General features: G+C 72.5%; 21 protein-coding genes. 8 read left to right on the top strand and 13 right to left on the bottom strand.

The annotated features are described in order from the left end of the window. Nucleotides 1–2: 2 nt before the first annotated feature. Nucleotides 3–84, bottom strand: an 82-nt coding sequence (locus tag ACNAYW_RS10515; RefSeq protein ID WP_415849716.1) for a hypothetical protein, incomplete at its 3' end; no start/stop codon positions are given. After that, complete coding sequence (def, locus tag ACNAYW_RS10510; protein ID WP_415849646.1) at nucleotides 84–629, bottom strand: peptide deformylase; 546 nt, start codon at nucleotides 627–629, stop codon at nucleotides 84–86. The genes ACNAYW_RS10515 and def, both read right to left, overlap by 1 nt. 111 nt (nucleotides 630–740) lie before the next feature. Between def and ACNAYW_RS10505 the strand changes: the two genes are divergently transcribed. Then, the gene (locus tag ACNAYW_RS10505) at nucleotides 741–1,826 is read left to right on the top strand and encodes an alpha/beta hydrolase family protein (protein ID WP_415849645.1); all 1,086 of its coding nucleotides are present in this window, start codon (nucleotides 741–743) and stop codon (nucleotides 1,824–1,826) included. A 105-nt stretch (nucleotides 1,827–1,931) separates the two neighbouring features. Continuing rightward, nucleotides 1,932–3,275 (top strand): NADP-specific glutamate dehydrogenase, encoded by a 1,344-nt coding sequence (gdhA, locus tag ACNAYW_RS10500; protein ID WP_415849644.1) that lies wholly within the window; start codon nucleotides 1,932–1,934, stop codon nucleotides 3,273–3,275. Nucleotides 3,276–3,331: 56 nt separating this feature from the next. Here gdhA and ACNAYW_RS10495 read toward each other — a convergent pair whose 3' ends face one another. After that, nucleotides 3,332–3,823 (bottom strand): Lrp/AsnC family transcriptional regulator, encoded by a 492-nt coding sequence (locus tag ACNAYW_RS10495; RefSeq protein ID WP_415849643.1) that lies wholly within the window; start codon nucleotides 3,821–3,823, stop codon nucleotides 3,332–3,334. 154 nt (nucleotides 3,824–3,977) lie between these two features. Between ACNAYW_RS10495 and pdhA the strand changes: the two genes are divergently transcribed. The 3 genes from pdhA to ACNAYW_RS10480 are packed head-to-tail and all read left to right on the top strand — an operon-like array spanning nucleotide 3,978 to nucleotide 7,429. After that, nucleotides 3,978–5,105, top strand: coding sequence for a pyruvate dehydrogenase (acetyl-transferring) E1 component subunit alpha (gene pdhA, locus ACNAYW_RS10490; RefSeq protein ID WP_415849642.1), 1,128 nt, complete (start codon nucleotides 3,978–3,980; stop codon nucleotides 5,103–5,105). Nucleotides 5,106–5,108: 3 nt separating this feature from the next. Continuing rightward, the gene (locus ACNAYW_RS10485; protein WP_415849641.1) at nucleotides 5,109–6,113 is read left to right on the top strand and encodes an alpha-ketoacid dehydrogenase subunit beta; all 1,005 of its coding nucleotides are present in this window, start codon (nucleotides 5,109–5,111) and stop codon (nucleotides 6,111–6,113) included. Further along, on the top strand, nucleotides 6,110–7,429 hold the full coding sequence (locus ACNAYW_RS10480; protein ID WP_415849640.1) for a dihydrolipoamide acetyltransferase family protein: 1,320 nt from the start codon (nucleotides 6,110–6,112) through the stop codon (nucleotides 7,427–7,429). The genes ACNAYW_RS10485 and ACNAYW_RS10480 overlap by 4 nt, the downstream gene beginning before the upstream one ends. Before the next feature lie 21 nt (nucleotides 7,430–7,450). On the opposite strand, the gene ACNAYW_RS10475 is transcribed toward ACNAYW_RS10480, so the two are convergent. Beyond that, nucleotides 7,451–9,271, bottom strand: a complete 1,821-nt coding sequence (locus ACNAYW_RS10475) for a neutral/alkaline non-lysosomal ceramidase N-terminal domain-containing protein (protein WP_415849639.1) — start codon at nucleotides 9,269–9,271, stop codon at nucleotides 7,451–7,453. A gap of 108 nt (nucleotides 9,272–9,379) precedes the next feature. Here ACNAYW_RS10475 and ACNAYW_RS10470 point away from each other — a divergent pair, with 108 nt between their 5' ends. Next, nucleotides 9,380–9,682 (top strand): hypothetical protein, encoded by a 303-nt coding sequence (locus ACNAYW_RS10470; protein ID WP_415849638.1) that lies wholly within the window; start codon nucleotides 9,380–9,382, stop codon nucleotides 9,680–9,682. A 10-nt stretch (nucleotides 9,683–9,692) separates the two neighbouring features. Here ACNAYW_RS10470 and ACNAYW_RS10465 read toward each other — a convergent pair whose 3' ends face one another. Further along, a complete protein-coding gene (locus ACNAYW_RS10465; protein ID WP_415849637.1) occupies nucleotides 9,693–10,265 on the bottom strand; it encodes an ester cyclase in 573 nt (190 codons plus the stop codon). Between the two features lie 62 nt (nucleotides 10,266–10,327). On the opposite strand from ACNAYW_RS10465, the gene ACNAYW_RS10460 reads away from it, so the two are divergent. Together ACNAYW_RS10460 and ACNAYW_RS10455 are read left to right on the top strand one after the other, a co-directional pair. Beyond that, nucleotides 10,328–11,002, top strand: coding sequence for a TetR/AcrR family transcriptional regulator (locus tag ACNAYW_RS10460; protein ID WP_415849636.1), 675 nt, complete (start codon nucleotides 10,328–10,330; stop codon nucleotides 11,000–11,002). 52 nt (nucleotides 11,003–11,054) lie between these two features. Then, nucleotides 11,055–12,296 carry a DUF7373 family lipoprotein gene (locus ACNAYW_RS10455; RefSeq protein WP_415849635.1) on the top strand — a complete coding sequence of 414 codons (1,242 nt, stop codon included), beginning with the start codon at nucleotides 11,055–11,057 and terminating at the stop codon, nucleotides 12,294–12,296. Between the two features lie 215 nt (nucleotides 12,297–12,511). Here the strand turns inward: ACNAYW_RS10455 and ACNAYW_RS10450 are convergent. From ACNAYW_RS10450 to ACNAYW_RS10415, 8 genes are all read right to left on the bottom strand, one after another. After that, the coding region (locus ACNAYW_RS10450; RefSeq protein WP_415849715.1) for a primosomal protein N' at nucleotides 12,512–14,318 on the bottom strand (1,807 nt) is incomplete at its 3' end. Further along, entirely contained in the window at nucleotides 14,315–15,538 is a 1,224-nt protein-coding gene (metK, locus tag ACNAYW_RS10445; protein ID WP_415849634.1) for a methionine adenosyltransferase, read from the bottom strand. The genes metK and ACNAYW_RS10450, both read right to left, overlap by 4 nt. Nucleotides 15,539–15,576: 38 nt before the next feature. After that, on the bottom strand, nucleotides 15,577–16,815 hold the full coding sequence (gene coaBC, locus ACNAYW_RS10440; protein WP_415849633.1) for a bifunctional phosphopantothenoylcysteine decarboxylase/phosphopantothenate--cysteine ligase CoaBC: 1,239 nt from the start codon (nucleotides 16,813–16,815) through the stop codon (nucleotides 15,577–15,579). 11 nt (nucleotides 16,816–16,826) lie between these two features. Beyond that, a complete protein-coding gene (gene rpoZ, locus ACNAYW_RS10435) occupies nucleotides 16,827–17,099 on the bottom strand; it encodes a DNA-directed RNA polymerase subunit omega (protein WP_415849632.1) in 273 nt (90 codons plus the stop codon). 68 nt (nucleotides 17,100–17,167) lie between these two features. Continuing rightward, nucleotides 17,168–17,764, bottom strand: a complete 597-nt coding sequence (gene gmk, locus ACNAYW_RS10430) for a guanylate kinase (protein ID WP_415849631.1) — start codon at nucleotides 17,762–17,764, stop codon at nucleotides 17,168–17,170. A 6-nt stretch (nucleotides 17,765–17,770) separates the two neighbouring features. Then, nucleotides 17,771–18,085, bottom strand: coding sequence for an integration host factor, actinobacterial type (gene mihF, locus ACNAYW_RS10425; protein WP_068520860.1), 315 nt, complete (start codon nucleotides 18,083–18,085; stop codon nucleotides 17,771–17,773). Between the two features lie 329 nt (nucleotides 18,086–18,414). Further along, the gene (locus ACNAYW_RS10420; protein ID WP_415849630.1) at nucleotides 18,415–19,626 is read right to left on the bottom strand and encodes a cation:proton antiporter; all 1,212 of its coding nucleotides are present in this window, start codon (nucleotides 19,624–19,626) and stop codon (nucleotides 18,415–18,417) included. Next, nucleotides 19,623–20,105 (bottom strand): cation:proton antiporter regulatory subunit, encoded by a 483-nt coding sequence (locus tag ACNAYW_RS10415; protein WP_415849629.1) that lies wholly within the window; start codon nucleotides 20,103–20,105, stop codon nucleotides 19,623–19,625. The genes ACNAYW_RS10420 and ACNAYW_RS10415 overlap by 4 nt, the downstream gene beginning before the upstream one ends. Between the last annotated feature and the right edge of the window lie 9 nt (nucleotides 20,106–20,114).

Here is a 20,114-nt window from a genome sequence, read left to right as displayed (position 1 = left end):
GNCGACGACCTCGTGATCGGAGGCGAGGAGCGCGCGCAGCGCCGGGACGGCGGGCTCGGGGGTGCCCGCGAAGAGGAGCCGCATCAGGCGCGGCCCCCCGCGCCGGCGGCGCCGGCAGCGAGCGTGGCGGCGGGGTCGGTGAACCACGGCGAACTGCGGATCACCCTCATCACGGCCTTGCGCTCCTCGGGCTCGAGCCGACTCAGGTACAGCACGCCGTCGAGGTGGTCGCTCTCGTGCTGGATGCAGCGGGCCAGGATCTCGGTGGCCTCGAGGGTCACCGGGGCGCCGGTGACGTCGACGCCCTCTGCCACGACGTGCATGTGCCGCGTGCAGTCGCCGCGCACCTCCGGGATCGACAGGCAGCCCTCGGCCGCGGTCTGCATCTCGTCGCCGACGGCCCGCCACACCGGGTTGATCAGGTGCCCCTCGCGCCCGCCGCAGCCGTAGACGAACACCCGCTTGCTCACTCCCACCTGCGGCGCGGCCAGGCCGGCGCCGTTGTGGTGGTGCATCGTGTCGACCATGTCGTCCACCAGGCGCGCGAGGTCGGCGTCGAAGACCGTCACCTCGTCCGCGGGAGTCCGCAGCACGGGGTCGGGATAGATGCGAACGGGGAGCACACTCATTCCCCCATTATCCAGTTCGAACCGGGTCCCGGACAGCCGCACCGGTCACAGCCCCGGCGTCGCACTGGCAGTTCGAGCCGGGGTTGCCATAGGATTCGGACGGAAATCGCCATGAACCGCCCCGCCGGGCGAGAGAGGGTCGACGTGCAGTTCGCGCGCGCCCGGCGGCCGCTGATCGGCGCCGCCGTCTGCCTTTCCGTGCTCTTCGGCACGGCTTGCACCACCACCGTGCACGGTGGAACGAGTGCTCCGTCGTCGTCGGCGCCTGCGTCCCCCTCGGCCTCGTACCCCCCGATGAACGCGGCGTCGCTGGTCGGCAAGTTCCCGGTGACGCAGCCGCAGCGCATCGTCTACCCCACCCCGGACGGCGCCCCGGATCCCGAGCAGAACTACGGCGAGCTCTACCTGCCGGCCAATCCGGCGTTGCAGCAGAACCCGTCGGGCGGCCCGCTCAGCGCCCGCACGACGATCCAGCTCCCCGCCCAGATCCCCGTCGTGGTGCTGCTCCACGGCGGCGGCTGGCGCACGCCGTCGGCGGCGGGGTCGATGTCCGAGATGGCCCGCTCGCTGGTCAGCCACGGCGTGGCGGTGTGGAACGTCGAGTACCGCCGGATCGGGGCGGGCGGCGGCTACCCCGTCACCCTCACCGACACCGCCGCGGCGATCGACTTCCTGCAGACCGTGAAGGCCCAGTACGCGCCGAACCTGGACCTCGACGACGTGGTGGTCGCAGGACACTCCGCGGGCGGACAGCTCGCCGTGTGGGCCTCCGCGCGGTCGATGCTCACGCCGGGCGCGATGGGCAGTGTGCCCGCGGTGACGCCCGCCGCCGTCGTCTCCATGGGAGGCGTGCTCGACATGCGCCGCGCGGTGGCCGACGGCAACGTCAACACCCGGCTCTTCCTCGGCCTGCCGGACGAGTTCCCGCAGCAGTTCGCCGTGGCCGACCCGATCCAGAACATCAATCCGAAGGTCCCGGTGACGTGCTTCAACGGCACCGCGGATCGCATCGTCCGGCCCGCCGGGTGCGAGGCCTTCGTCGCTGCGCTGAAGGCCAAGGGCGGGCGCGGCGAGACGGTGCTGCTGCCCGGTGCGGGCCACAACATCTACCTCCCCTCGCAGTCCCAGAACCGGTACTGGCCCGTCGTCCAGAAGGCGATCCTGGGCTACGTCGAGGAGTTCCGGCCGCGCGGATGACGATGACGGATCACGATCCCGTCGGGCGCAGGGCGGCGGACCTGCTGCAATCGCGTACACCGTAATGTGCCCCTGACGGTCATTACGGACAGAAGGGACTGTGCAATGGCGCACGTTGAGGGCACGCTGGGGACGCTGTACGACGAGGTGCTCCGGCGGAATCCCGGAGAGACCGAGTTCCACCAGGCCGCGAAAGAGGTCCTCGACTCGCTCGCGCCGGTGGTCAGCAAGCATCCCGAATACGTCGACGCGGCCGTCATCCGCCGCCTCTGCGAGCCGGAGCGCCAGATCATCTTCCGCGTGCCGTGGCAGGACGACCAGGGCAACGTGCAGCTCAACCGCGGCTTCCGCGTCGAGTTCAACTCCGCGCTCGGCCCGTTCAAGGGCGGCCTCCGGTTCCACCCGTCGGTGTACCTGGGCATCGTGAAGTTCCTCGGCTTCGAGCAGATCTTCAAGAACTCGCTGACCGGCCTGCCGATCGGCGGCGGCAAGGGCGGCTCGGACTTCGACCCCAAGGGCCGCAGCGACGGCGAGATCATGCGCTTCTGCCAGTCCTTCATGACGGAGCTCTACCGCCACATCGGCGAGTACACCGACGTCCCCGCGGGCGACATCGGCGTGGGCGGCCGCGAGATCGGCTACCTGTTCGGCCAGTACAAGCGGATCACCAACCGCTACGAGTCGGGCGTCCTCACCGGCAAGGGCCTCACGTGGGGCGGCTCGCAGGTGCGCACCGAGGCCACCGGCTACGGCGCGGTCTTCTTCCTGAACGAGATGCTCAAGACGCAGGGCGACTCCTTCGACGGCAAGCGCGTCGTCGTCTCCGGCTCCGGCAACGTCGCCGTGTACGCCACCGAGAAGGTCGAGCAGCTGGGCGGGACCGTCATCGCGTGCTCCGATTCCTCGGGCTACGTGGTGGACGAGAAGGGCATCGACCTGGAGCTGCTCAAGGACATCAAGGAGCGCCGCCGCGCGCGCATCGACGTCTACGCGGCCGAGCGCGGCGCGATCTTCGTGCCCGGCGGGTCCGTCTGGGACGTGCCGTGCGACATCGCGCTCCCCTGCGCCACCCAGAACGAGCTCGACGGTGACGCCGCCGACCGGCTCATCAAGAACGGCACGAACTTCGTCGCCGAGGGCGCCAACATGCCGTGCACGCCGGACGCCGTGAAGCTCTTCGCCGAAGCGAAGGTCTCCTTCGCGCCCGGCAAGGCGGCCAACGCCGGCGGCGTGGCGACCAGCGCACTGGAGATGCAGCAGAACGCTTCTCGCGATTCGTGGTCGTTCGACTACACCGAGGACCGGCTCGCCGACATCATGCGCGGCATCCACGACCGCTGCCTGGAGACCGCCGACGAGTACGGCAGCCCGGGCGACTACGTGACCGGTGCGAACATCGCCGGCTTCATCCGCGTCGCGAACGCGATGCTCGCGCTGGGCGTCGTCTAGCAGGAGCGATCGCCCGCGAACGGCCCGGCTCACCTCCGCGGTGGCCGGGCCGTCGTCTATCCGACGGTGCCGGGATCCGGCGGCCCGAGCGCGCCCGGTCCGGCGGCCTCGTCGAAGATCAGCCAGGTGCGGGTGGAGCGGACGCCGTCGAGCGCCTGCAACCGGACGAGCACCACGTCGCGCAACGCGGCGTTGTCCGGGGTCCGCACCAGGAGCACCACATCGAAGTCGCCGCCGACCAGGGCGAAGTGCTCGACGTAGGGCAGTTCGCGCAGGTGCTCGGCGACGCCCTTCCACGCGTCCTGGCGGATCGACAGCCCGATGTACGCCGACGTGCCGAAGCCCGCCCGCTCGTGGTCGACGCGGGCCGCGTAGCCGCGGATCACCCCGCTGCGCTCCAACCGCTCGACGCGCACGTAGGCGTTGGCCCGCGAGACGTGCACGCGCTCGGCGAGCGCACGCATCGAGATCCGGCCGTCCTCCGCGAGCACCTGCAGGATCCGCCGGTCGAACTCGTCCAGATCGGGGTGCTCGGCACCGTCCGCCATCCGTCCACCTCCGTCCCGCATGACGCTCTGATCCCGGACGATCGGCTCGTTCTACGAGGCACTTTACGACGATCGTCTCGCTACTGACCGGTTCTACAGGAATCCCGTCCGCGCGGTGCCACGCTCGAAGAGCAGCCGGACCAGGGAGAGCGATGTGACCACCACCAGTGACCTCGCGGGCGAGCCGACGTACCGGAAGTTCCTTCCGGCCGACACGCCCGTGCAGTACCTCGACGAGGCGGGCGAGCTCACCGACTCGCACGCCCGCTACCCGCACCCCGACGACGACCGGATGGTGGAGATGTACCGCCGCATGGTGCTGGGGCGACGATTCGACGCGCAGGCCACGGCGCTGACGAAGCAGGGGCGGCTCGCGGTCTACCCGTCCTCGCACGGGCAGGACGCCTGCCAGATCGCCGCGGCGATGTGCCTGCGCCCCACGGACTGGATGTTCCCGACGTACCGCGACTCCGTCGCGCTCACCGCCCGCGGGGTCGACCCCGTCCAGGTGTTGACCCTGCTGGCCGGCGACTGGCACTGCGGCTACGACCCCACGGCGGTGCGGACGGCGCCGCAGTGCACGCCGCTCGCCACGCAGCTGCTGCACGCCGCCGGCGTGGCCCACGGCGAGCACCTGCGCGGCACCGACACGATCGCGCTCGCGCTATGCGGCGACGGCGGCACCAGCGAGGGCGATTTCCACGAGGCGCTCAACTTCGCCGCCGTCTTCCACGCGCCCGTGATCTTCCTCGTGCAGAACAACGGCTTCGCGATCAGCGTGCCGCTCTCCCGGCAGACCGCCGCACCGAGCCTGGCGCACAAGGGCGTGGGGTACGGCATCGGCTCGGAGCAGGTCGACGGCAACGACCCGATCGCCATGCTGGGCGTGATGCAGGAGGCCGCACACTTCGTGCGCTCGGGCAACGGGCCGGTCATCGTCGAGGCCCACACCTACCGCATCGACGCGCACACCAACGCCGACGACGCGACCCGTTACCGCACGTCCGCGGAGGTCGAGGAGTGGCTCCGGCGCGACCCGATCACCCGGCTCGAGACCCACCTGCGAGCGCGCGGCCGGATCGACGACGCCGCCGTCGCCGCGGTGGCCGACGAGGCCGAGGCCGCGGCCGCGGACCTGCGCGCCCGGATGAACGCCGACCGCCCCGTCGACCCCGCAGATCTGTTCCGGCACGTGTACGCCGAACCGACGCCGCAGTTGCGCGAGCAGCGGGCGCTGGTCGAGGCCGAGATCGCCGCCGCGGCGGCCACCGAGGAGGACTGAGACATGCCCCGGCACACCATGGCCCAGGCCCTGAACACCGCCCTGCGCGACGCCCTCGCCGCGGACCCCGACGTGGTCGTCTTCGGCGAGGACGTCGGCACGCTCGGCGGTGTCTTCCGGGTCACCGACGGCCTGACCCGTGAATTCGGCGCCGACCGGTGCTTCGATACTCCGCTCGCCGAGTCGGGCATCGTCGGCTTCGCGGTCGGCATGACGATGGCGGGCTTCAAGCCCGTGGTGGAGATGCAGTTCGACGCCTTCGCCTACCCCGCGTTCGAGCAGATCGTCTCCCACGTCGCCAAGCTGCGCAATCGGACCCGCGGTGCGCTCTCGGTGCCGATGGTGATCCGCGTGCCCTACGCCGGCGGCATCGGCGGCGTCGAGCATCACTGCGATTCGAGCGAGGCGTACTACGTGCACACGCCCGGCTTGAAGGTCGCGGCACCCGCCACCGTCGACGACGCGTACACGCTGCTGCGGCGCGCGATCGACGATCCCGATCCCGTGGTCCTCCTCGAACCCAAGCGCCTCTACTTCGCCTCGGCGGAGGCCGATCTCACCATCGGCGCGCCGCTGGGCCGGGCGGTCGTCCGGCGCGGGGGCACCGACGCGACGCTGGTCGCGTACGGACCGTCCGTCGACGTCGCGCTCGACGCCGCGGCGGCCGCGACGGAGGACGGGATCTCGCTCGAGGTGGTCGATCTGCGCACGCTCGTCCCGTTCGACGACGAGACGGTGGCGGCGTCGGTGCGGCGCACCGGCCGGTGCGTGGTGGTGCAGGAGGCGCAGGGCTTCGCCGGTGTCGGCGCCGAGATCGCCGCCCGCGTGCAGGAGCGCTGCTTCCATCACCTGCACGCGCCCGTGCTGCGGGTGAGCGGCCTCGACATCCCCTATCCCCCACCGAAGCTCGAGCGCCTGTACCTCCCCGGGGTGGACCGGATCCTGGACACCGTCGACCGGCTGCAGTGGGACGACCGGGTCGACCCCCGCTGGGTGGTGACCGCGTGAGCGACCAGGTGTTCCTGCTCCCCGACCTCGGCGAGGGACTGACCGAGGCCGATATCCTGTCCTGGCGCGTGGGCGTCGGCGATACCGTCGCCGTCGACCAGGTGGTCGTCGAGGTGGAGACGGCCAAGGCCGCCGTCGAGGTGCCGGTGCCGTTCGCCGGCACCGTCACCGCCCTGCACGGCGCGCCGGGCGAGACGCTGCGCGTCGGCGCACCGCTGATCTCGGTGGGCGCCCCGAGCCCGACGACCACCGCAGCGCCGCCCCTCGACGCGCCCTCGGGGAACGTGCTCATCGGCTACGGGACCAGCGCGGACAGGCCCGCCCGCCGGCGACGCGCGGCGGCCCCGCGGCGCACCGCGTCGCCCGCGGCGGAACCGGGAGCGCAGGAGGCGACTCCGGGAGGGCAGCAGGCGGCCCCGCCCCGCGAGCAGGCGGCGCCGGCCGTGAGCCGGGTCATCTCGCCGATCGTGCGCGACCTCGCCCGCGAGCACGGCGTGGACCTGGCGACGGTGCGGCCGTCCGGCGTGGGCGGCGTCATCCGCCGGGCCGACGTCGACGCGGCCCTCGCCGCCCGCACGGCCTCGCCCGCGGCGGGTCCGGCGGGGCCGGCGGCGAGCAGGAGCGACGTCCGCGTCCCGCTCAACGGGGTCCGGAAGGCCGTGGCGGACAAGCTGACCACCAGCCGGCGGGAGATCCCGGAGGCCACCACGTGGGTCGATGTGGACGCCACCGCCCTCCTGGCGGCGCGGGCCGCGATGAACGCGACGCTGCCGGACGCGGAGCGGGTGAGCCTGCTCGCGCTGCTCGCCCGCCTGACCGTCGCGGCGCTCCGGCGCTATCCCCAGCTCAACTCGTCCGTCGACGCGGATCGACGGCAGATCGTCCAGCACGGCCGCGTGCACCTCGGGATCGCGGCGCAGACACCGCGCGGACTCGTGGTCCCCGTCGTGACGGACGCCGACACCCTGACGACGGTGGAGCTCGCGCAGCGCCTCGCCGAGACGACCGCCCTCGCCCGGGACGGCGCGCTCCCACCCGCGCGCCTCACCGGAGGCACGTTCACGCTCAACAACTACGGCGTCTTCGGCGTCGACGGCTCCGCGCCGATCATCAACCACCCCGAGGCGGCCATCCTGGGGATCGGCCGGATCATCGACCGCCCCTGGGTCGTCGACGGCGCCATCGTCGTCCGCAAGATCGTCCAGGTCTCCCTCGCCTTCGACCACCGCGTGTGCGACGGCGGCGAGGCGGGCGGCTTCCTCCGGCTGTTCGCCGATCACGTCGAGGACCCCGTCCGGGCGCTCGCACACCTCTGAGCCGAATCCCCCCGTGCACGCCTACCGCACCCGGACGACGGCCCACGTGTACCGGCCGGGCTCCGCTTCGGCGTACCCGACGCGGTAGGCACCGGGTCGCGCATCGAGGTCCACGGTGACCGTCGCCGTGAACGCCGGTCCCCTGCGTCGCCAGGCGATCTCGGTGATCGGCGCATCATCGTCGGCGATGGGCGTCCAGCTGTCGCCGTCGCGCCGCTCCACCCTGGCGTAGCTGTCGGGGATCACCCTGTTCGGGTGCGGGCAGTCGAAATCGACGGCGAGCCGGCCGTCGCGGCCCGGTGTCCGCACCGCCGCGACCCGGACCGGGCGCGGACGGCTCAGCACCGTCGAGCCCGACGGTGACCCGAACCGCGCGGGCCGTTGCCGCGCCGGGGGCGTGCCCGGCTCACTGGGCCGGCCGGCGGCGAGGTCCGCGGCGAGCCGGGACGCCGCCTCGCTCACGGCGGCCAGTTGGTTGCGGCCGAACATCGTGGCCCCCGCCTCGTAGCGCTGCGCGTCGTACTCCTCGGGCGTCGTCAGGTAGTGGCCGTACCCGTTCGCGTAGCCCTGGACCAGTACGTCGTCCGCGGCGATCCCCGCCGCAGCGGCGACCGCATCCCGCAGCCGGGCGCCCGCCGTGACGGTGACCTCCATGGGCAGGCAGAGCAGGTGCAGCTCCCCCAGCCGGATCACCTGCACCGGCAGGCGTTCCTGCACCCAGCCCAGCGGGCCGACGGGCAGCAGCATCTCCTTCGGAGCCTGCTGGGCCGCGAGGACGGGGGCGCGCCGGTACACCGCCCGGCTGATCGCCCCGATCCGGTTGCCCAGCCCCTGGTGGAAGGCCGTCGCGCCCAGGCCGTCGGAGGTGCCCGCGGCGAACGCGGCGCCGAGGACCGCCCGCCCCGTGGGTCCGGAGGCGGTGTGCGCCGCGCCGAAGTCGACGTAGGTGAGCCGGTGGTCGACGACCGGCGCCAGCGCTCGGCCGGGCCCGTCGGCGAGGCGGCGCGCGGCGTCGAGCTGGCGCCGGCCGATCTCGGCGGTGTTGGCGCGCTCGTCGTCCGTGGGCCCCCGTCCGGCACTGCCGCCCAGGTTGGGCGACATGTCACCGGAATTGGTCTGGGCGAAGGCGGCGACGAAACCGGGACGCCGCTCGCGCTCGGCGGCCTCCCAGGCCGACGCGGCCCAGCCCTTGTTGTCGGAACTGATGAGGCGGTTGCCGTTGCCCATCGACGTGCAGTGCACGGCGAACCAGTCGATCGCGGCACCGAGTTCCCCGGCGCGCTCGATGCGCAGCAGGGTCACGGCGGGATCGATGCGCAGCGGCAGCCGGTCGCGGTCCGGGTTGCGGTCGAACGAGCTCGCGCTCCGGTTGACCGAGGCGTCGTGCAGCTCGCCGCGGGCCAGGGAGAGCTCGGCGGGCGCCAGCGCGGCCTCGGCGTCGAGGACCGCGCGCACCACCCCGTCGACCAGCCGGTGGAAGGTGCGACGGTGCTGCCCCAGCGTGGTGATGTTGTAGAGCGGATGCCGACCGTGGCCCCCCGGACCGCAATGCGTGTGGGTGGCGGTGAGCACGACGTTCTCGGCGGACAATCGCCCGGCGGTCGCGACGGCGAGCCGGTCGGTGATCTCGTCGACCGCCGCCTGGAAGAACATCCCGATGTCGGCGGCCACGTACACCACGCGATGCGAGTTCGTCGCGACGGCGAAGGCGCGGGCCCACTGCCGGGTGAGCAGGCCGCGGCCGCGCTGACCGGGCATGCCGTAGCCCATCAGGCCGACGCCCCAGGGCTCTCCCGTGATGTCCGTCTTCGCCCATCCGGCCCGCCAACCCGTCGCAGTCACGGGGTCGAGGGTAGAACCTGCGCTGCGCGACGGCGTCGATCGGCGTAGGGTCGGTCGCGCGATGAAGGAACGGTCGCCAGCCACCGCAGCCGAGACCAGGACATCGACATGCGCACTCTCGCAGCAATCGTCGCCACCGCGGCCATCACCCTCTCCGGCGCCGGGATCGCCGCCGCCGAGGAGACCGACGAGCCCACGACCGCCACCATCGACTCCGGGGGTTCGCCCCGCGAGGTCGGCGCCCCGGCCGAGTCGGCGGGCGTCATCGAACCGGCCGCCGAGCCCGAAACCGGTGCGGAGCCGATCGAACCCGCCGCCGAGCCCGAGTCCGCGGACGAGCCGCGCCCGGATCCCGAGGCCGCAACGGCGGAGGATCTGACCGAGGCCACCGCGGCCGACGAGGAGGAGTGACCCGAGGGGGTCAGCCGTCCAGCCGGGGCGGCGTGGTCCGCGTCAACCGCGGGTCGGGCTCGCCGGCGGACATCCGGAGCGCGCCGAGCAGGGCCCTCCCCAGTGTCAGCAGGCCCTTCGGGCTGCGCAGATTCAGCCCCGCGATGAGCTGCCGCAGGATGGTCAGCTGGTCGAAGTAGATCCGCTCCGCGACCAGGTTCTCCTCCTCGTCGAAGACGAAGTAGGCGGTCATGCGGGTGCGATGCCTGCCGCCGGTGGGCGGGATCGCGCCGAGCGGGCCGCGGTGCGTCCCGAGCAGCCAGAACTCGACGATCACCGCGTCCACGCTGTGCCGCAGCGCGATGAGCTCGTGATCCTGGTCGGGGAAGGCGACGCGCGTGTCCGCGTAGTACCCGCGCACCTCGTCGTCGCCGTCGTGCACCGTCATCTGCGCGATCAACTCGTAGTGCGGGTGCGGGAAGGTCTCCAGCGTGGCGTCCCAGTCCTGGCGCACCTCGTCGTGGAAGTGGTCGAGGACCAGCTTCTCGCGGGCGCGGAGGACGGACGCCGGCGGCATCACGAAGCGGGACGTGTGGGCGATCATGCCGCCATTTTACCCACATTGTGGATATTTTCGGGTGCCGAAAGTAGGGGATGATGGGGTTCATGACCACACCGCGGCCCCGACGAGGGCGTCCCGCCCTCGGGGCGCCGAGGCTCTCGCGCGCCGCGGTCGTGGAAGCGGCGCTCGCGCTGATCGACCGCGACGGTGTGGCCGAGGTGGGGATGCGGTCCATCGCGCGACACCTGTCCGTCGATCCGAAGAGCCTCTACAACCACGTCCGCGATAAGGACGACCTCCTCGACGCCGTCACCGAGCACCTGCTCCGCTCGATCGTCGTGCACGTGCCCACCGGCGACCTCCGCACCGACCTCGCCGGCGTGGCGCGCGCCTTCCGCACCGCCGCCCAGGCGCACCCCCGGGCCGCGACGCTCGTCCTCACCCGGCAGGTGCAGTCCGTGGCCGCGCTCGCGCCGACCCAGTCGATACTCGAAGTGCTGCTCACCGCCGGCTTCCCGCCCGCCGAGGCCGTGCACCTCATGCGTTCCCAGCTCGCCGCCCTCATCGGGACCCTGCTCCGCGAGTTCGAGGCGGCGCCGACGTTCGGCATGACCGACGCCGAGGCCATCGCGCGCCGCGAGGCCGGCCTCGCCGCGTGCGGCCTCCCCGCCGTCGAGGCCGTGGCCGCCGACCTCGCCCGGTTCGACGCCGACGCCGAGTTCGAGTACATGATCGGCCTGTCGATCAGCGCCGTCGAGGCCCGGCTACCCCGGCCCTGACCCGGTCCGGACGGGCTCCCAGCACCCGCGGCTTCCGCTACTGTCGGCGACCATGGGGGATCGGATCATCGGTGGGGCCCTGACGGTCCTGATCGCGTCGACAGTGGTCGCATCCTGTTCGACGGGCATCGCGGGCACGCCGGTCGCCGGGCCGAGCACGCAACGCCTGCAGACGGGCAACTACCCGACCTCCCCTCGCACCGTGACCGCCCTGCGCGCCGCGGACGCCTGGCAGCAGGAGGCCTGGCGGATCGCGGACGCGGTCATCGGGCCGTGGGAGATCGATCCCCGGTTGTACCGGTCCGTCGCGGGCGAATCCGGCGATCCACTGGTGTCCGTTGCTCAGCTGGCGCCGGAGGCCGACGGTCCCGGGCTGTTCACCGCCACGCAGGTCACTGCGATGCGCGGCGCACCGTTCCAGGCGGGATTCGTCTCCATCGCCGGGGACACCGACCCGACGACCGCGATCCTGCGCGTCGGCATCCTCCGGTACGAGGACGCCGGCGCCGCCACCCGTGGGCTCGCGGCCATCCTCGCGGGCGACATGGGCACGGCGCCATCCGCTTTCGACGGCATCGTCGGTGCGCGCATCGTCTTCACCGGCGCCGCCCGCGACGCGACCCGTGTCGCGGCGATCGCCCCTCTGGGCAATCTCCTGATCGTCGCGTCGGCGGATGCCTACGACCCGAAGCGGGCGGAGTCGCTGTCGGCCGCCGCCCTGCGCGCGCAGGTGGCGAAGGCGCCGTCGTACCGCCAGACCCCGGCAGGCGCCGCGAACATCACGATCCCGCCGGTCCCGATGGACGCCGGCGGGCTGATGTCGCTGACGATTCCCACAACCACCACATCCGACAGCAACGACCAGCGGGTCGGCCTGTCGCCGGGGGTGTCGCTCGGCGACGGATACCGGTCCAGGGCGGCGCAGGGCGTCCGCTACCCCGTGTCGCACGCACGCGTCGCGGACACGGCCACGGAGTACGGGATCGAGGCGACCGCGAGCACCCGCCTGACCACGGTCGTCCGGACCCGCGACCAGGCGGCCGCGCGCCTGTTCCTCCTGAAGTTCGTCGCCCCCACCGACGAGGCTCGCGCGAGCGGGGTGCCGGGCCTCGCGCCCGACGTCGCGCGATGCGCGTTCATCGACAACTTCGTCGACGAGCGCGGCACCCGGACGCCTCAGTACCGGTGTGGGGTCCAGGTCGAACGCTACGTCGCAACCATCACCATGCCCACACTCGTCCAGGCCCAACAGGCGACCGCCGCCGAGTACCTGATCCTGCGGCAGGCACCGTAGCGTCCGTCGTCAGCCGATCCGCAGGGGGTCGACCTGGATCCGGACGGGGCTGCCCTCGCGCCGCAGGCTGCGTCCCACCTGCGCGACGAACAGCGCGCGGGCCAACGCGCGGCCGTCGCGCCGCGCGACGCGCACGAGCAGGCGCTGAGGCGGCGGGCCCTCGTCGGGGGCACCGGGGATGCGCACCCCGGGCGGCAGGTCGNCGGGGCCGAGCNCCTCGGCCCCGTCGGGCAGGTCCGCGGCGTCCGCGACGGCCCGGATGTCGGCGTCCGCACCGTCGAGCGCGGCCAGGTGGGTGGCCGGCGGGAAGCCGACCTCGGCCCGCTCCGCCAGCTCGGCGGCGGCGAAACCAGCTGCATCCCAACGGATCAGGGCCTGCACGGCGCGAATCCCGGCGTCGGCGCCACAGACCACGACGCCGTCCGCCGCGACGAGCGCGGTCGCGTTCATCCAGCGCCGGAACGTCTCCTCGGCGGCCCGCAGGTCGGCCCGCCCCAGCAGCAGCCAACCGTCGAGCAGGAGGGCCGCGCCGTAGCCGCCCTCGACCACCGGCTCCGCGCCCGGGGTCGCGACCACGATCCGCCGGCCCGCGGGCGCCTCGGCGTGCACCGTCTCGCCCCCGGAGACGGTGACGGCCGCACCGGGGAAGGCGCGGCCCAGCTCCTCGGCGGTGCGCATCGTGCCGACGATGACGGCGCGCATGGTGGTGCCGCCGCACGCGGGGCACCGGTACCCGGCGTCGTCGTGGGCGCACCAGCGGCAGCGCAGGACACCGCCGTCGGCCTGTTCGAGTGGGCCGTGGCAGCGGCGGCAGCGGGCGGGGGTCCGGCAGCGCTCACAGGACAGCGCGGGCGCGTACCCGCGGCGCGGGACCTGCACGAGCACGGGTCGTTCGGCGTCGAGCGCCTCCCGCGCCGCGGCGAAGGCGGCGGCGGGCAGTCGGGCCGAGCGCGCGAGAGGGTCGCGGGCCAGTGCGATGTCCGAGTCAGCCGTGCCGGAGATCCGGGGCGAGCGGCTGCGCACCAGCTCGCGGGGCGCCGTGATCTCCGCGGCCCAGCCGGCCTCGACGAGCGCCTGCGACTCGGGGGTGCGCGCGAAGCCGCCGATCACCAGCGCGGCGCCCTCCTGATGCGCCCGCAGCGCGAGCACCTCCCGGGTGTGCGGATACGGGGCGCGCGGCTCGACGAGCGATTCGTCGCCGTCGTCCCAGAGGGCGATGAGGCCGAGGTCGGGAAGCGGCGCGAAGGCCGCACTGCGGGTGCCGATGACGATGCGGGCGCGCCCCAGCAGCGCGAGGAGCCACCGCCGGTACCGGGCCGAGGGCCCCAGACCGGCGGCCAGTACCGCGGGGTCGAGGTGCGCGCAGGCGGCGCCGAGCCGATCGAGATCGGCCTGATCGGGGACGATCAGTAGGGCCGTGCGGCCGGCCGCGACGGTGGTGGCGGCGAGCTCGGCGAGGCGCGTCGCCCAGTCCTCGCCCGGCAGGGCCTGCCAGACGGCGCGCGGCGACCGCCCGGCGATCGTGGCGGCCGCGAACTGGCCGCCGTGGGTGTACTCCGCCAGGGCCCCGGTGGGCGGTTCGGGCCGCGCCGGAACGACGGGCTCCTGCTCGAGGAGCGTCTTCTCGACGCGCGCGTGGCGCGGCGGGATCGCGAGCCGCAGCACGTCGGCCCGGGTCCCGGCGTACCGCGCGGCGACCTCGGTGACGAGCCGCAGCACAGGCGGGGTGAGGACGGGCAGCGGGGAGACGACCCGCTGCAGCGGGGCGAGCCTGCCCTCGTGCTCGGTGCGCGGCAGACGCTCGAGGAGGTAGCCGTCGACGAGGCGACCGGAGAACCGGACGCGCACGCGCACCCCGGGCCGCGCGTCCTCGTCCAACTCGGGGGGCACGAGATAGTCGAACTCCCGATCGAGGTGACTGACCTGCAGCAGGGGCAGGACGCGGGCGATCGGGAGTTCGACGGCCGCTTGCGCGGCCTCGGCGGGGCCGGGTGCGGTCACACCGTCGGGGGCGGGGGTCAGAGGCCGGCCGCGGAGCGCAGGGCGTCCACGCGGTCGGTGCGCTCCCACGGCAGGTCGATGTCGGTGCGACCGAAGTGGCCGTACGCGGCGGTGGGCGCGTAGATCGGCCGCAGCAGGTCGAGCTCGTTGATGATGGCGCGCGGGCGCAGGTCGAAGACCTGGGCGATGGCCTGCTGGATCTTGATCGGATCGAGCTGCTCGGTACCGAAGGTCTCCACGAACAGACCGACGGGCGACGCCTTGCCGATGGCGTACGCGACCTGCACCTCGATCCGCTCCGCGAGGCCCGCGGCGACGGCGTTCTTCGCCACCCAGCGCATCGCGTACGCGGCCGAGCGATCCACCTTCGACGGGTCCTTGCCGGAGAAGGCGCCGCCGCCGTGGCGGGCCATGCCGCCGTACGTGTCGACGATGATCTTGCGGCCCGTCAGACCCGCATCGCCCATCGGCCCGCCGAGCACGAACTTGCCGGTCGGGTTCACCAGCAGCCGCACCTCGGAGGTGTCCAGGGTGGGCAGGTTCAGGTCCGCGATCACGGTGTTCAGGACGTGCGTGCGCAGGTCGGGGGCGAGCATCCCGTCGATGTCGATGTCGGCGGCGTGCTGGCTGGAGATGACCACGGTGTCGAGCCGGACGGGCTGCTCCCCCGCGTACTCGATGGTGACCTGGGTCTTGCCGTCCGGGCGCAGGTACGGCAGGGTGCCGTTCTTGCGCACCTCGGTGAGGCGGCGCGAGAGCCGGTGCGCCAGCGAGATCGGCAGCGGCATGAGCTCCGGGGTGTCCGAGCAGGCGTAGCCGAACATCAGGCCCTGGTCGCCGGCGCCCTGCGCGTCGATCTCGTCCTCGCCGCCGTCGACGCGGTGCTCGTAGGCCCGGTCGACGCCCTGCGCGATCTCGGGGCTCTGCGCGCCGATCGCGATGTTCACGCCGCAGGAGTTGCCGTCGAAGCCCTTGGCCGAGCTGTCGTAGCCGATCTCGAGCACCTTGTCGCGCACGATGTGCGGGATGTCGGCGTAGGCGGAGGTGGTGACCTCACCGGCGACGTGCACCTGGCCGGTGGTGACGAGGGTCTCGACCGCGACGCGGGACGTCGGGTCCTCGGCGAGCAGGGCGTCGAGGATCGAGTCCGAGATGGCGTCACAGATCTTGTCCGGGTGACCCTCGGTGACCGACTCGCTCGTGAACAGGCGGTGGGCGGAACTGGCGAAACCGGAAACCACTTCGGACGTCCTCTCGATGATGTTTGCGATTGGAAAGACTAGCGGGCGGCGCGCACCCGGACGACGGCGGCATCCAGTATGCGCGCGGCCATCGCCGCCTTCGACCCGAGGGGCAGAGCGGTCTCGTCGCCGTCCGCGCCGAGCAGCCAGCCGGAGTTCTCGTCGACCTCGAAGGCGCGACCGTCGCCGACGGCGTTGAGGACCAACAGGTCACAGCCCTTGCGGCGCAGCTTGGCCCGTCCGTAGTCGAGGACGGAGCCGGACTCGTCCCCCGTCTCGGCGGCGAAGCCCACGATGACCGCGTCGGGCCGCAGTGCGCCGTCGCGCCGCGCGGCGACGAGGCCGGCGAGCACGTCGGGGTTTTCGATCATGGTGATCGATTCGAGCGCTTCGCTCTTGCCGTCGGCGCCCTTCTTCAGCTTGGTGGTGGCGACCTCGGCGGGCCGGTAGTCGGCGACCGCGGCGGCCATGATCACCAGGTCGGCATCGGCCGCGTGCTCGGTCATCGCCGACTGCAGGTCGAGCGCGGAGGCGATGCGCACGACGTCGACGGCGGACGGGTCGGCGAGGCCGACGGTGTTGCCGGCGACGAGGGTGACCCGCGCTCCGCGCTGCGCCGCGAGCCGGGCCAGGGCGTAGCCCTGCTTCCCGGAGCTGCGGTTCGTCAGGTAGCGGACGGGGTCGAGCGCCTCCTTGGTGCCGCCGGCGGAGACGACCACCTTCCGGCCCTCGAGGTCGCGGTTCAGGGCGCCGGGGTGCTCCAGCAGCACGTCGGCGAGGGCGCCGATCTCATCGGGCTCGGGCAGCCGCCCGGCGCCGGTGTCCTTGCCCGTGAGCCGGCCCGAGGCGGGCTCGATCACGACGGCGCCGCGCTCGCGCAGGGTGGCGACGTTGGCGCGGGTCGCGGGGTGCTCCCACATCTCGGTGTGCATCGCCGGGGCGAAGACGACCGGGCAGCGCGCAGTGAGGAGGGTGCCGGTGAGCAGGTCGTCGGCGCGCCCCTGCGCCGCGCGCGCCATCAGATCGGCGGTCGCCGGAGCGATCACGACGAGGTCGGCCGACTGCCCGAGGCGCACGTGCGGCACCTCGGGGATGGACTCGAAGACGCCCGTCTGGACGGGGTTCCCCGACAGCGCCTCGAAGGTCGCGGCACCGACGAACTTGAGCGCGGACTCGGTGGGGATGACCCGCACGTCGTGCCCGCGTTCGGTGAAGTGCCGGACCAGAGCGCACGCCTTGTAGGCGGCGATGCCGCCGCCGACACCGACGATGATCATGGGCTGTTAGCTCACTCGCCCTCGGCGTGCTCCAGGAGATCCTCGTGGATCTCGCGCATGGCGATCGACAGAGGCTTCTCGTGCAGGCCCGGCTCGACGAGCGGGCCGACGTACTCGAGGATGCCGTCGGACAGGCTGTTGTAGTAGTCGTTGATCTGGCGCGCGCGCTTGGCCGCGTAGATCACCAGGGCGTACTTCGAGGAGGTGCGCTCGAGCAGCTCGTCGATCGGCGGGTTGGTGATGCCGAGCGGCTGGTCGTACACGGTCTCAGTGGTGGTGCTCACGCGTCTCCTACGTCACAAAGTTCACGAATTCGCTTCATCGTTCAGTCTACGCGCTGGGCGAGACCGGGCTACGCCCGCTCCTCGCCAGCGCCGACCAGCAAGGATACCAAATCCGACACGGCGCGGTCCAAGTCGTCGTTGACGACGACCGCGTCGTAGTCGTCGCGCGTGGCCATCTCGGCCCGCGCGGTCTCGAGCCGGCGCTCGATCTTCTCGGCGCTCTCGGTGCCACGGCCGCGGAGCCGGCGCTCCAGCTCGTCCCAGCTCGGTGGGCTCAGGAACACCGTGACGGCCTCGGGCAGCGCCGCCTTCACGCTGGCCGCACCGGCGAGGTCCACCTCCACCAGCACGGGCCGACCGGCGTCGAGCGCCTCGTACACGGGCTGCGCGGGCGTCCCCGACCGCTGCAGGCCGCCGTGGATCTCCGCCCACTCGAGGAGGGCACCGTCGGCGACGAGGCGATCGAAGCCCTGATCGCCGACGAAATGATAGTCCCGGCCGTCCACCTCACCGGGGCGCGGATCGCGCGTGGTGGCGGACACCGAGAAGAACAGGTCGGGCACCTCGACGCGGAGCCTGCCGACCACAGACGACTTACCGACGGCGGAGGGGCCGACCAGTACAACCAGTCGGCCCCTCCGGCCCGCGGGAACTTCTCCGGACACTACGTGTCAGGCGGAGAACTTCTCGAGCAGCGCCTTGCGCTGCCGGTCGCCCAAGCCGCGCACGCGGCGAGTGGGGGCGATCTCCAGCTCGGTCATCAGCTCCTGAGCCTTGACCTTGCCCACCTTGGGCAGGGCCTCGAGCAGTGCCGAGACCTTCATCTTGCCGAGAACCTCATCGGTCTCCGCGTCCTTCAGCACCTGCTGCAGGGTGGTGCCGCCGCTCTTCAGCCGGTTCTTCAGCTCGGCGCGTGCGCGGCGAGCGGCAGCTGCCTTCTCCAGAGCAGCGGCGCGCTGCTCGTCGGTCAACTGGGGAAGGGCCACGATTCCTCCGTCTTCGATGTACTTAGGTCTTTGCCGCGAACTTGCGACTCCTGCGACGGTACCCACGTTTCGCTCGGGATGGGAACCCCACCCCCCTCTCACCTGCGGTTTGACCGTGATGTAGGCGTCCCCGGACCACGGCGACGCGCGCTGCTGCACACCGTGTGCGTTGCAATCGAGAACCGTTGTACCGCAATGCTTTCAACTCGGTATCACCGCACCAGACGCAACTCTTCGATGTGACGGGTGAAACTCAAGTGACCTGGGAAAATACCTGGACTTCGCGGCGGCCCCGGGCGTGTCGGAGCACCCTCCGCAGGCCGCGCGCGTCACCCCGCCGACGGCGAGGCGCCCGAGCGCACGCGCCGCACCGTCCGCTCCCCCGCCCGGACGACGGGTTCGACGACGCGCGCGATGACCGGCCCCGCCACCGCCATGATCAGGACGTACGTGGTCGCCAGCGCGGCGAGACGGCCGTCGACGGCGCCCGCCGCCACGGCGAGCCCCGCGATCACGATGGAGAACTCTCCGCGCGCCACCAGCGCCGCGCCCGCACGCGCCCGCCCCATCCGCTTCACGCCGACCCTCCGGGCCGCCCACCAACCGGTCGCGAGCTTCGTGGCGGTGGTGAGCACCGCGAGCAGCACCGCCCACCCGAGCACGGGCGGAATGGCCCGCGGATCGGTGTTGAGCCCGAAGACCACGAAGAACAGCGCGGCGAAGAGGTCGCGCAGGGGCTCGAGCAGGCGGGTGGCCTCGTGGGCGATCGATCCGGAGATCGCGATGCCGAGCAGGAAGGCGCCGACCGCCGCGGAGACCTGCAGCGCCGAGGCGACGCCAGCCACAAGGAGGGCCGCGCCGATCAGTTTGAGCAGGAAGACCTCGCGGTCGTCGCTGTAGACCAGCGCCGAGACGCGATGCCCGTACTTGACGGCGGAGATCAGCACGACGGTGACGACCACGACCGCGATCGTCACCGCGGAGAGCTCGCCCGCGAGCCCGATCCCGGCCAGGACCGCGGTGAGGATCGGCAGGTAGACCGCCATCGCGAGGTCCTCGAAGACCAGTACCGAGAGCACGACGGGCGTCTCGCGGTTGCCGAGCCGGCCGAGATCGGTCAGCACCTTCGCGGCGATGCCCGACGACGAGATGTAGGTGACGCCCGCGAGCACGAGGGCCCCCTTGGGCCCCCAGCCGAGCGCGAGAGCGACGATCGCGCCCGGGGTGGCGTTGAGCACGATGTCGAGCACTCCCGCCAGCCAGGACTGCCGCAGGCCCGTGGTGAGCTCCGCCGCGGTGTACTCGAGGCCCAGCATCAGCAGCAGGAGGATCACGCCGATCTCCCCGGCGGTACGGCTGAAATCCGAGGCCTCGCCGAGCGGGATGACGCCGCCGACCCCGAAGGCCAGGCCGCCGATCAGGTACAGCGGGATCGGCGAGACGCCCACCTTGCTGGCGGCGCGGCCGAGGAAGCCCAGGACGAAGAAGACGGCGCCGAGTTCGATCAGCGCGACGGTGTTCTCATCGAGGTGGAGGGTCACCCGTTCGTCAGGATCTGCGCGGCGGCCTCGAGCCCCTCGGCCGTCCCCACCACCACGAGCAGGTCGCCCGCGGTGAACACGAACTCGGGGCCCGGTGAGGGCTGCACCTCGCCCGCCCGCATGACCGCGACGAGGGAGACCTTCGTCCGGGTCCGCATCTGCGTCTCCCCCAGCGTCCGCCCGTCGTACGGCGAGCCCGCGTGGATCGGCAGCTGGCGGGTGTTGATGCCCTCGAGCTCGCGCTGATCCGCGCGCAGCTGGTTGACCAGCTGTGGCGCTCCGAGGAGGTTGGCGAGCACGCCGGCCTCCTCACCGGACAGCGGTACCTGCGCGGCGCACGCGTCGGGATCGTCGCGTTCCGAGAGGAACAGTTCGACGGTGCCGTCGCGGTGCGCCACCACTCCGACGCGCCTGCCCGTGGCGAGCTCGAAATCCTTGCGCACTCCGATGCCGGGAAGCGGTGTCACATCGACGTTCACCCCGTCGAC

Source organism: Tsukamurella ocularis (genome assembly GCF_965138335.1).
GTDB lineage: Bacteria > Actinomycetota > Actinomycetes > Mycobacteriales > Mycobacteriaceae > Tsukamurella > Tsukamurella ocularis_A.
Note: the sequence above shows the minus strand (reverse complement) of the source record. Positions and strands in the feature narration are given on the sequence as shown.

Coding starts and splice junctions, on each gene's coding strand:
- ACNAYW_RS10485 (WP_415849641.1), top strand. CDS start 5,109: ATGCCCCGGCACACCATGGCCCAGGCCCTGAACACCGCCCTGCGCGAC.
- def (WP_415849646.1), bottom strand. CDS start 629: ATGAGTGTGCTCCCCGTTCGCATCTATCCCGACCCCGTGCTGCGGACT.
- ACNAYW_RS10505 (WP_415849645.1), top strand. CDS start 741: ATGAACCGCCCCGCCGGGCGAGAGAGGGTCGACGTGCAGTTCGCGCGC.
- ACNAYW_RS10495 (WP_415849643.1), bottom strand. CDS start 3,823: ATGGCGGACGGTGCCGAGCACCCCGATCTGGACGAGTTCGACCGGCGG.
- coaBC (WP_415849633.1), bottom strand. CDS start 16,815: ATGATCATCGTCGGTGTCGGCGGCGGCATCGCCGCCTACAAGGCGTGC.
- ACNAYW_RS10455 (WP_415849635.1), top strand. CDS start 11,055: ATGGGGGATCGGATCATCGGTGGGGCCCTGACGGTCCTGATCGCGTCG.
- ACNAYW_RS10460 (WP_415849636.1), top strand. CDS start 10,328: ATGACCACACCGCGGCCCCGACGAGGGCGTCCCGCCCTCGGGGCGCCG.
- ACNAYW_RS10465 (WP_415849637.1), bottom strand. CDS start 10,265: ATGATCGCCCACACGTCCCGCTTCGTGATGCCGCCGGCGTCCGTCCTC.
- gdhA (WP_415849644.1), top strand. CDS start 1,932: ATGGCGCACGTTGAGGGCACGCTGGGGACGCTGTACGACGAGGTGCTC.
- ACNAYW_RS10470 (WP_415849638.1), top strand. CDS start 9,380: ATGCGCACTCTCGCAGCAATCGTCGCCACCGCGGCCATCACCCTCTCC.